Annotated in this window: 8 protein-coding genes; 7 read left to right on the forward strand and 1 reads right to left on the reverse strand. The window is 56.6% G+C overall.

Going from position 1 to position 9,441, the window contains the following annotated elements; all coding sequences use genetic code 11:
- Window positions 1-150: 150 nt before the first annotated feature.
- On the forward strand, window positions 151-606 hold the full coding sequence (locus PAG01S_RS06110) for a GNAT family N-acetyltransferase (protein WP_010670997.1): 456 nt from the start codon (window positions 151-153) through the stop codon (window positions 604-606).
- Here the strand turns inward: PAG01S_RS06110 and apbC are convergent.
- A complete protein-coding gene (gene apbC / locus PAG01S_RS06115) occupies window positions 603-1,715 on the reverse strand; it encodes an iron-sulfur cluster carrier protein ApbC (RefSeq protein ID WP_033772237.1) in 1,113 nt (370 codons plus the stop codon). The genes PAG01S_RS06110 and apbC overlap by 4 nt on opposite strands.
- Before the next feature lie 177 nt (window positions 1,716-1,892).
- On the opposite strand from apbC, the gene metG reads away from it, so the two are divergent.
- The 6 genes from metG to sanA all read left to right on the forward strand — a co-directional run bounded on the left by metG (window position 1,893) and on the right by sanA (window position 9,070).
- Window positions 1,893-3,926, forward strand: a complete 2,034-nt coding sequence (gene metG, locus PAG01S_RS06120; protein WP_062758061.1) for a methionine--tRNA ligase — start codon at window positions 1,893-1,895, stop codon at window positions 3,924-3,926.
- Between the two features lie 233 nt (window positions 3,927-4,159).
- Complete coding sequence (locus PAG01S_RS06125) at window positions 4,160-4,552, forward strand: CidA/LrgA family protein (RefSeq protein WP_010248237.1); 393 nt, start codon at window positions 4,160-4,162, stop codon at window positions 4,550-4,552.
- On the forward strand, window positions 4,545-5,237 hold the full coding sequence (locus tag PAG01S_RS06130) for a CidB/LrgB family autolysis modulator (protein WP_010248240.1): 693 nt from the start codon (window positions 4,545-4,547) through the stop codon (window positions 5,235-5,237). The genes PAG01S_RS06125 and PAG01S_RS06130 overlap by 8 nt, the downstream gene beginning before the upstream one ends.
- A gap of 120 nt (window positions 5,238-5,357) precedes the next feature.
- The gene (gene cdd / locus PAG01S_RS06135; protein ID WP_062758063.1) at window positions 5,358-6,248 is read left to right on the forward strand and encodes a cytidine deaminase; all 891 of its coding nucleotides are present in this window, start codon (window positions 5,358-5,360) and stop codon (window positions 6,246-6,248) included.
- A gap of 269 nt (window positions 6,249-6,517) precedes the next feature.
- A complete protein-coding gene (locus PAG01S_RS06140; protein WP_033788243.1) occupies window positions 6,518-8,215 on the forward strand; it encodes an NAD-dependent malic enzyme in 1,698 nt (565 codons plus the stop codon).
- A 135-nt stretch (window positions 8,216-8,350) separates the two neighbouring features.
- Window positions 8,351-9,070, forward strand: a complete 720-nt coding sequence (sanA, locus tag PAG01S_RS06145; protein WP_010248246.1) for an outer membrane permeability protein SanA — start codon at window positions 8,351-8,353, stop codon at window positions 9,068-9,070.
- Window positions 9,071-9,441: the final 371 nt, after the last annotated feature.

Below are 9,441 nucleotides of genomic sequence, written 5' to 3' on the forward strand. Positions count from 1 at the left end.
GAAAGCTATCAAACGCTAAGAGCCTGATGCTCTCTGGCCCGGCAGGCAGTGTACAGCGATTTACGTGACATTTAACCCGCTTTATCTTTTCCGCCCCTCTCCGCGAATCGCTGCTAGTTTTGTAAGACCGGATTAAAAGGGAGCTGACTTGTGGAGATTCGTCCGTTTACTGAAGCCGATCGTCCTTTTCTGCGTACGCTGTTTCTGGCGGCGCGTCGGCATAACTGGCGCTGGCTGGACGGCAGCGAGTGGCAGCTGGAAGATTTTGATGGGGTAATCCTGGGTGAAACCGTGCTGGTCGCGGAAGCTGATGGACAGCGGGTCGGATTTGCCGGCCTGCTGGAGAACGATAACTTCCTGCACAGCCTCTATGTCGATCCTGACTGGCAGGGGCGCGGCGTGGGCAGCGCTTTGCTTAAGGCGGCAGAGGCGCGCTTTACCTCAACCGGTGCGCTAAAGTGCCTGCAGAAGAATAAAGCGGCGCAGGCCTTTTACCTGAAACATGGCTGGAAGATGATTTCACAAGGCGAAGGCGAACATGGCGGCTACGTGCTAATGCACTACCCGCTGGCCTCGCAATATGCCAGCGGGTCGGGTCGTGCTTAGAGCGCGCGGAAGGCGATGTCGCCGGGGATGACTTCGCCCTGCCAGTAAAGCTGGGCAGCAACGCGTCCGGCCAGCTGGCGATAAAGCGCGGTAAACTCGCTATCGGGCCGGCGAATAACCGTCGGCTGTCCTTCATCGAGATCTTCGCGCAGGTCAATGTGCAGCGGCAGCTGAGCCAGCAGCTGCGTCTGGTAATCCTCTACCAGTTTCTGTGCGCCGCCGGTGCCGAAAATCGGCTCATGGAAGCCACACTGACTGCAGATATGCAGGCTCATGTTTTCCACCACGCCAAGTACCGGCACATTAACCTTTTCAAACATCACCAGCCCTTTGCGGGCATCAATCAGGGCGATATCCTGCGGCGTAGTCACCACCAGCGCGCCGGTGACCGGTACGTTCTGCGCCAGCGTCAGCTGAATATCGCCGGTACCGGGTGGCATATCCAGCACCAGATAATCCAGCTCAGGCCACAGCGTCTCGTTCAGCAGCTGCATCAGCGCTTTGCTGGCCATCGGCCCGCGCCACACCATCGCATTGTCGTCCGTTACCAGATAACCAATAGAGTTGGTTGCCAGCCCGTGCGCCATGATCGGTGCCATGTGGGTGCCATCCGGCGAGGTAGGCCGCTGATCCTGGGTGCCAAGCATGTTCGGCACTGACGGGCCATAAATGTCGGCGTCAAGAATGCCGACCCGCGCCCCCTCTGCTGCCAGCGCCAGCGCCATGTTCACGGCGGTGCTGGATTTACCCACGCCGCCTTTGCCAGAGCTGACCGCAATAATATTTTTCACGCCGTTAACGCCCGGCTGGTTTTTCACCCGTTTCAGGGTGGCAATGTCATGGCTGAGTCGCCAGTCGATGGCACCCGCGCCGGTCTGACGCAGCAGTTCGGCGCTGACCTGCTCTTTCAGGACGTCGAACCCGCTGGCCCAGGCAAACGGCATCAGCAGCTCCACATGCAGCGTACCGTCAAGCTGCGCCACGTGATGTAACGCCTTAAGGGCGGTGAGATTCTGCTTAAGGGTCGGATGCTCAAAGCTTCTCAATACGCCAGCCACGATGGCGCGCAGGCCTTCTGGCGTCTGCGGTTCCCGGGATTGTGCTGTCATCCCCTACTCCTTATTTCTGCTGTGCTTACGCTGTGTTTCAGCGATGTATTGTCAATGATATCAGATGCCCGTGGATCTGCGGTGACCGCAGGGGGTGAATCCCTTGTGTTTACGCAGGAGAAGCCTTCAGTTACCATCTAAGCCCGTTTTTTCAATCAACAGAAAGCTACGCAAACTATGACTCAAGTCGCTAAAAAAATTCTGGTAACGTGCGCACTGCCTTACGCGAACGGATCAATCCATCTCGGCCACATGCTCGAGCATATCCAGGCCGACATTTGGGTGCGTTATCAGCGAATGCGTGGCAATCAGGTTTATTTCATCTGCGCCGATGATGCGCACGGCACGCCTATCATGCTGAAAGCTCAGCAGTTAGGGATTGCACCGGAGCAGATGATTGCAGAAATGAAAAGCGAGCATGAAGCCGACTTTGCCGGTTTCAACGTCAGCTATGACAACTATCACTCGACCCACGGCGACGAAAACCGTGAGCTTTCTGCGCTGATTTATGGCCGTCTGAAAGAGAACGGTTTTATTAAGAACCGCACCATCTCCCAGCTTTACGATCCGGAAAAAGGGATGTTCCTGCCGGACCGTTTTGTAAAAGGCACCTGCCCGAAATGTAAATCTGCCGATCAGTATGGCGATAACTGCGAAGTGTGTGGCGCGACCTACAGCCCGACCGAGCTGATCGAGCCAAAATCGGTGGTCTCTGGCGCGACGCCGGTTCTGCGCGACTCTGAACACTTCTTCTTTGATCTGCCATCCTTCAGCGCCATGCTGCAGGCCTGGACCCGCTCGGGTGCGCTGCAGGATCAGGTGGCGAACAAAATGCAGGAGTGGTTCGAATCGGGCCTGCAGCAGTGGGATATCTCCCGCGACGCGCCTTACTTCGGCTTTGAAATTCCGGACGCGCCAGGCAAATATTTTTATGTCTGGCTGGATGCGCCTATCGGCTACATGGGCTCGTTCAAGAACCTGTGCGACAAGCGCGGCGACATCGACTTCGACGAATTCTGGCGTAAAGACTCCACTACCGAGCTCTATCACTTCATCGGTAAAGATATCGTCTACTTCCACAGCCTGTTCTGGCCAGCGATGCTGGAAGGCAGCAACTTCCGCAAGCCGAACAATCTGTTTGTGCACGGCTATGTCACCGTCAACGGTGCCAAGATGTCGAAGTCGCGCGGCACCTTTATTAAAGCCAGCACCTGGCTGCAGCATCTGGATGCGGACAGCCTGCGTTACTACTACGCGGCGAAACTCTCTTCACGTATCGACGATATCGACCTGAATCTGGAAGATTTCGTCCAGCGCGTGAACGCCGACATCGTCAACAAGGTGGTTAACCTGGCGTCACGTAACGCGGGCTTTATCACTAAACGCTTTGACGGCAAACTGGCGGCGGAGCTGGCCGATCCGGCGCTCTATCAGACCTTTGTGGACGCGTCAGAGAAGATTGGTGAAGCCTGGGCCGGTCGTGAATACAGCCGGGCTATTCGTGAGATCATGGCGCTGGCCGACCTGGCGAACCGCTATGTCGATGAGCAGGCTCCGTGGGTGGTGGCGAAGCAGGAAGGCCGTGATGCCGATCTGCAGGCGATCTGCTCAATGGGCATTAACCTGTTCCGCATTCTGATGACCTGGCTGAAGCCGGTTCTGCCGTCACTGAGCGCCCGCGCAGAAGGCTTCCTGAACTGCGAACTGAGCTGGGATGCTATCGCGCAACCGCTGCTGGACCACCAGGTTGCGCCATTCAAAGCGCTCTACAGCCGCATTGAGATGGCAAAGGTTGAAGGACTGATTGAGGCCTCGAAAAAGGATGCCGCTGCCGCCAGTGCACCGGCCGCAAGCGGCCCGCTGGCAGATTCGCCGGTAGGTGACACCATCACCATCGACGATTTCGCCAAAGTTGATATGCGCGTGGCGCTGATTGAGCAGGCGGAACTGGTTGAGGGTTCGGACAAGCTGCTGCGCCTGCAGCTCGACCTGGGCGGTGAAAAGCGTCAGATCTTCTCGGGTATCCGCGCCGCCTATCCCGATCCCTCTGTGCTGGTCGGTAAAATGACCATTATCGTGGCCAACCTCGCGCCGCGTAAAATGCGTTTTGGGATCTCTGAAGGCATGGTGCTGTCAGCGGGTCCTGGCGGCAAAGACCTGTTTGTGCTGTCCGTCGACAGCGGTGCTGTGCCGGGAATGCCCGTTAAGTAACACTCTGCATTCTGCGGCTTTAACCGCTTAGCGCAGTGCCGTTCTCAAACCCTTCGTGCCTCATCACGGGCGCGAAGGGTTATCTCTCCTCGCTCTGAATGTGCACCGCTTCCATTCCACTCCCGCCCCTGAAAATCTGTATCTGCTACGGCCATACCGCTGCATAAATGTGATCGCTAGCACGCTAAGCGGTTAATGCGTATGATGAAGCTCAGTGAAAACAGGAGCCTGCCATGCTCACCGTGCTGTCTGTCTGCGGGCGCTATCTTCGCGCCTTTATCATCATTTATCTCTGCTTATACGCCGGCATCGGCATCGCCTCGCTGCTGCCTATCAAACTGCCTGGCAGCATCCTTGGGATGTTAATTCTGTTTGCCCTGCTCGCCTCGCAGATCCTGCCGGTCAGCTGGGTTAAACCGGGCTGCCATCTGCTGATTCGCTATATGGCGCTGCTGTTTGTGCCAATCAGCGTCGGGGTAATGAGCTACACCGATATTCTGACCGCGCAGTTTGGCCCTATCGTGATCTCCTGCGTCGTCAGCACCTTCCTGGTTCTCTCTATTGTCGGCGTAAGCGCCCACCAGCTTCATAGTCGCCGCCCGGCCGGGGAGTCAGGCGATGAGTGAAATATGGTGGTCACTGCCACTGACGCTGGCGGCATTTTTTCTGGCACGCAAACTGGCGATACGGCTGAAAATCTCGCTGCTCAATCCGCTGCTGGTGGCGATGGCGATTATTATCCCGATTCTGCTGCTGTTGCAGCTGCCCTATTCGCGCTATTTCGCGGGCAGTCAGATTCTTAATCAGCTGCTGCAACCGGCTGTTGTCGCGCTGGCACTGCCGCTGTATGAGCAGATGCACCAGATCCGAGCCCGCTGGAAATCGATTATTGGCGTCTGCTTTATCGGCAGTGTGACCGCCATGACCTCTGGCACCGCTATTGCTCTGTGGATGGGTGCCACGCCTGAAATCGCCGCTACCATTGTTCCTAAATCCGTTACCACGCCCATTGCGATGGCCGTCTCCGGTTCGCTGCACGGTATTCCCGCCATCAGCGCCATCTGCGTGCTGATTGCCGGGGTACTGGGGGCGGTGTTCGGACATACCGTGCTGAATCTGCTTGGCGTGAAATCTAAAGCAGCGCGCGGACTGGCGATAGGTAACGCGTCGCACGCCCTCGGCACAGCGCGCGCCGCTGAACTCGACTATCAGGAAGGGGCATTCAGCTCACTGGCGCTGGTGATCTGCGGCATCATCACCTCTCTGCTGGCGCCGTTTATTTTTCCGCTGCTGCTGCACTGGTTTGGCTGAAAGTTTGCGAGAGATCTCGCAAAGTTGAAACATGCAACACAGGTTACATTGTCAGAGCGATGTGGATCACATATAAACCGGTGACTGGCACATCGCCCTGCTGAATCTAATGAGGCTCACATGCAATCCCGTTTCCTCTCTGCCTTTGAGGCATTGCCGTCAACGCTGCAAACCGCACTCGCTCCGCTGCTGGACGATCCTGGCTTTCAGGCGGTGCTGAGCGCCGACCAGGTCGCCTCACTGCAGCAACAGACACAGATGGATGCCGATGCTCTGGCGCTGGCGCTGCTGCCCCTGGCGGCGGCCTGTGCCGTTGCTACCGTGTCGCATTTTAACGTCGGGGCTATCGCCCGTGGCGTCAGCGGCAACTGGTACTTCGGGGCCAACATGGAATTTATCGGTACGCCGTTGCAGCAGACGGTTCACGCCGAGCAGAGCGCCATTACCCATGCGTGGCTGCGTGGCGAAAGCCAGCTTGAGACGATCACCGTTAACTACACGCCGTGCGGTCACTGCCGTCAGTTTATGAACGAGCTGAACAGCGGCACGAACATTCGCATCAGCCTGCCACAACGCGCGGTCAGCACCCTGGCCGATTATCTGCCGGATGCCTTTGGACCGCGCGATCTGGACATCACGACCTTCCTGATGGACAGCGTGGATCACGGTTATGTAGCCGAAGGCGATGAACTGGTGCAGGCCGCGGTTGTCGCTGCCAATGCCAGCCACGCGCCTTACAGCCAGTCACACGCCGGTGTTGCGCTGCTGACCGCAACCGGCGCGATTGTCACCGGGCGCTATGCGGAAAATGCCGCCTTTAACCCGAGTTTCCCGCCCCTTCAGGCGGCGCTGGTCCTGCTCAACATGCAGGGTGGCGATGTTCGTCAGATAAAAAAAGCGGTATTAGCCGAAGTGGAAAATGCCACGCTAAGCCAGTTCGCCGCCACACAGGCGACGCTTGAGACATTTGGTTGCGGTGAGCTGCTGCAGGTGACGCTGTACAAAGCATAACCCGCTGTCAGAGAGGCCACAGTTTTGTGAGCTTTTATGAACAAACGCTGTACTTCTGCGGGAAATTTCATAGGATCTGGCGCCAGAATTCACGTCATTACAAATTACTCTGAATAATTCAGGTTGCAGGATGGCAGCACGGTCGTGAATGTTTCTGCAGCGGTTACCCTGCCGCTGCCAGGCCTGCAGTCTGAGCTATAACGGGTAAGAAAACTGGCGCTACCTTTCCGGCGTGACGCCAGACAACACTGCAACCGGAGCATTACCGCATGGAACTCGACTACGAAAGTAAACGCCCGCTGTATATCCCTTATGCTGGCCCGATTTTGCTGGAATTTCCCCTGCTGAACAAAGGCAGCGCCTTTAGTATCGAAGAACGTAACGAATTCAACCTCAACGGTCTGCTGCCAGAAGCAGTGGAATCGATTGAAGAGCAGGCGCAGCGTGCCTGGCGTCAGTTCCAGGACTTCAAAAACAATAACGATAAGCATGTCTACCTGCGTAACATCCAGGACACCAACGAAACGCTGTTCTACCGCCTGCTGGATAACCATCTCGAAGAGATGATGCCCATCATCTACACCCCGACCGTCGGCGCAGCCTGCGAACACTTCTCTGAAATCTACCGTCGTGCGCGCGGCGTCTTCATCTCCTACCCTAACCGCGACCATATCGAAGATATGCTGCAAAATGCCACCAAGCAGAATGTGAAGGTGATCGTGGTGACTGATGGCGAGCGTATTCTGGGCCTCGGCGATCAGGGCATCGGTGGTATGGGTATCCCGATTGGTAAGCTTTCACTCTACACCGCCTGTGGCGGCATCAGTCCGGCTTACACCCTGCCGGTGGTGCTGGATGTTGGTACCAACAACCAGCAGTTGCTGAACGATCCGCTCTATATGGGCTGGCGTCATCCGCGCATCACTGGCGATGAGTATGATGCGTTCGTGAACGATTTTATTCAGGCCGTTAAACGCCGCTGGCCGAAAGTGCTGTTGCAGTTTGAAGATTTCGCCCAGAAGAATGCCATGCCACTGCTGAACCGCTATCGCGATGAAGTCTGCTGCTTTAATGATGATATTCAGGGCACTGCCGCCGTGACCGTGGGTACGCTGATTGCCGCCAGCCGCGCCGCCGGCAGCCGCCTGTGCGAGCAGAAAGTGGTGTTCCTGGGCGCCGGTTCCGCGGGTTGTGGTATCGCTGAACAGATCATCGCACAGATGAAATCCGAAGGTCTGAGTGACGAGGAAGCGCGTGGCCGGGTAATGATGGTGGATCGCTTTGGTCTGCTCACTGACAAGCTGCCTAACCTGCTCGATTTCCAGAGCAAGCTGGTGCAGAAGAGCGAAAACCTGCAGCAGTGGGATGTCACCAATGATTCCATCTCGCTGCTGGACGTGGTGCGCAATGCGCAGCCCGATATTCTGATTGGTGTCTCTGGCCAGCCGGGCCTGTTCACCGAAGAGATCATCCGCGAGATGCACAAGCACTGTAAGCGCCCTATCGTGATGCCACTGTCGAACCCGACATCACGCGTGGAAGCGACGCCAGCCGATATCATCGCCTGGACTGACGGTGCCGCACTGGTCGCAACCGGCAGTCCGTTCTCGCCGGTGAGCTGGAACGGTAAAACCTATCCGATTGCGCAGTGTAACAACTCCTACATCTTCCCGGGCATTGGTCTGGGTGTGATTGCTTCGGGTGCCAGCCGCGTTACCGATACCATGCTGATGACCGCCAGCCGCGCGCTTGCTGACTGCTCTCCGCTGGTGAATGAAGGTGAAGGCCCTGTGCTGCCTGAGATTAAAGATATCCAGGGTGTATCGAAAATCATTGCGATGGAAGTGGGTAAAGCTGCTCAGCTGGCGGGTGTCGCCGTGGTGACCTCTGAAGATGTGTTGTCACAGGCTATCGCCAACAACTTCTGGCTACCGCAGTACCGTCATTATCGTCGTACCTCGATTTAATCTTCAGACTGCCGGATTGCATCCGATCCGGCAGTGTTCAAAAAGAGCACAGCCAGCCGGCAGTAACTTGCTTCACAGTGACAGCTCAAGTAGCCTTGTCCCATCTCACTATTCTGACATCGAGTCTCCAGGCGCATGCTGAAACGCGTTTTCATTGGTCTGCTTTTCATCATCTTACTGATGATGGCAACGGCGCTCGGCCTTGATCGCTGGATCAGCTGGAAAACTGCGCCCTTTATCTACGAAAATGTCGCCTCTTTGCCACATCGTCAGGTCGGTGTGGTACTGGGTACGGCGAAATATTATCGCACCGGCGTCATCAATCAGTATTACCTCTATCGTATGCAGGGCGCGCTGAATGCCTACAACAGCGGCAAGGTCAATTATCTGCTGTTAAGCGGTGATAACGCGCTGCAAAGCTATAACGAGCCGATGACGATGCGCCGCGATCTCATCAAAGCCGGTGTCGATCCGGCTGATATCGTGCTGGACTATGCCGGTTTCCGCACACTGGATTCGATTGTGCGCACTCGCAAAGTGTTTGATACCAACGACTTCATTATTATCACGCAGCGTTTCCATTGCGAGCGTGCGCTGTTTATCGCCTTACAGCTGGGTATTCAGGCGCAGTGTTATGCGGTGCCCTCACCGAAGAACATGCTTAGCGTGCGCTTCCGTGAGGTAGGTGCCCGGCTGGGCGCGCTGGTGGATCTCTTCCTGCTTAAGCGCGAACCCCGCTTCCTGGGCCCATTGGTGCCGATCCCCGCCGTACGCGATGTCCCTGAAGATGCGCAGAGTTACCCGGCAGTGACGCCGGAGCAGCTGCTTGAGCTGGAACAGAAGCTGCGGAAATAGCTCACGCGCTGCGGCTTCTTTATGCTGGTTACTGCTGTGCCGAAGTCTGGCAGTAACGTGCAGGGTTCAGGGAGCATACGCCTTCCGCAAAGACGCAGGACCTCTATACCTGGCGGGCTCAGCGCGGGCGATTACGCACCTCATCCCTGAGGTGCGCCCGTAAACGAGCCAACGCTTTGCTACAGGCGTATGCTCCTATCGCTTTAGTTTTTGTCGCCGTCTGACAGAAGACCATTCCGCAGCGATTTTTAAGCTGACTGCTTATCAGTCTGAATTAGGGTGAATCCAACAGCAATAAATCAGCTCAACGCGCAGGGAACACGGTCAGAAGAGGAAAGCGTCACACGCCAGGGATGGCGTGGGCCGAGCGT

Origin of the sequence: Pantoea agglomerans NBRC 102470 (genome assembly GCF_001598475.1) — a bacterium.
Lineage (GTDB): Bacteria > Pseudomonadota > Gammaproteobacteria > Enterobacterales > Enterobacteriaceae > Pantoea > Pantoea agglomerans.

Excerpts from the sequence above, each read along its gene's own strand:
- PAG01S_RS06140 (WP_033788243.1), top strand. The coding sequence starts at position 6,518 with ATGGAACTCGACTACGAAAGTAAACGCCCGCTGTATATCCCTTATGCT.
- apbC (WP_033772237.1), bottom strand. The coding sequence starts at position 1,715 with ATGACAGCACAATCCCGGGAACCGCAGACGCCAGAAGGCCTGCGCGCC.
- sanA (WP_010248246.1), top strand. The coding sequence starts at position 8,351 with ATGCTGAAACGCGTTTTCATTGGTCTGCTTTTCATCATCTTACTGATG.
- PAG01S_RS06125 (WP_010248237.1), top strand. The coding sequence starts at position 4,160 with ATGCTCACCGTGCTGTCTGTCTGCGGGCGCTATCTTCGCGCCTTTATC.
- PAG01S_RS06130 (WP_010248240.1), top strand. The coding sequence starts at position 4,545 with ATGAGTGAAATATGGTGGTCACTGCCACTGACGCTGGCGGCATTTTTT.
- cdd (WP_062758063.1), top strand. The coding sequence starts at position 5,358 with ATGCAATCCCGTTTCCTCTCTGCCTTTGAGGCATTGCCGTCAACGCTG.
- metG (WP_062758061.1), top strand. The coding sequence starts at position 1,893 with ATGACTCAAGTCGCTAAAAAAATTCTGGTAACGTGCGCACTGCCTTAC.